General features: G+C 49.5%; 1 protein-coding gene. It reads right to left on the bottom strand.

What is annotated here, in order from left to right:
* Nucleotides 1–526 (bottom strand): PTS sugar transporter subunit IIA (locus tag R7Q09_RS28165; RefSeq protein WP_318144212.1); only part of this gene is annotated, 526 nt, incomplete at its 3' end.
* Between the last annotated feature and the right edge of the window lies 1 nt (nucleotide 527).

The raw sequence follows: 527 nt of genomic DNA, 5'->3' as shown, positions 1-527 counted from the left end.
ATTCAGCGCCAGCACAGCCGGTGTTTTTCAAGAGGCCACCTGCCACAGCGCTCATCTGTACCATATCGCTTGCAGGGAAAAGCAGCTGGATAAGAGATGCATCGAAGTCCGCTTCAAGTTGAACATCACCATGAAGTAGGGCAATGATGTCTTCTTCGTTTTTTGCATCGCGAAGACGCTCTTCCACGCCATCAGCACCTAGCACTTTGGTCAGTTGCTTCAGAATGCCTAAGTGCTCGTCTGATTTTGCCGCGATACCAATCGCAACGAAGACTTTGTTTCCGTCACCCCAATCCACACCTTCAGGAAAGTGGTGAACAGCGACGCCAGTGGTTTTTACCATCGAGCGAGTGTCGGTTGTGCCGTGAGGGATCGCGATGCCGTTACCTAAAAACGTTGAGTTTTGGTTTTCACGATTTAGCATGCCTTCCACATAACCTTGTTCAACAAGGCCTTTGTCTGTCAGGCTTTGCGCAATATGCTTGATTGCTGCAAACTTGTCTGTCGCTGATTGCGAGAGGGTAATG

The organism is Vibrio sp. 2130-1 (genome assembly GCF_033339515.1).
Note: the sequence above shows the minus strand (reverse complement) of the source record. Positions and strands in the feature narration are given on the sequence as shown.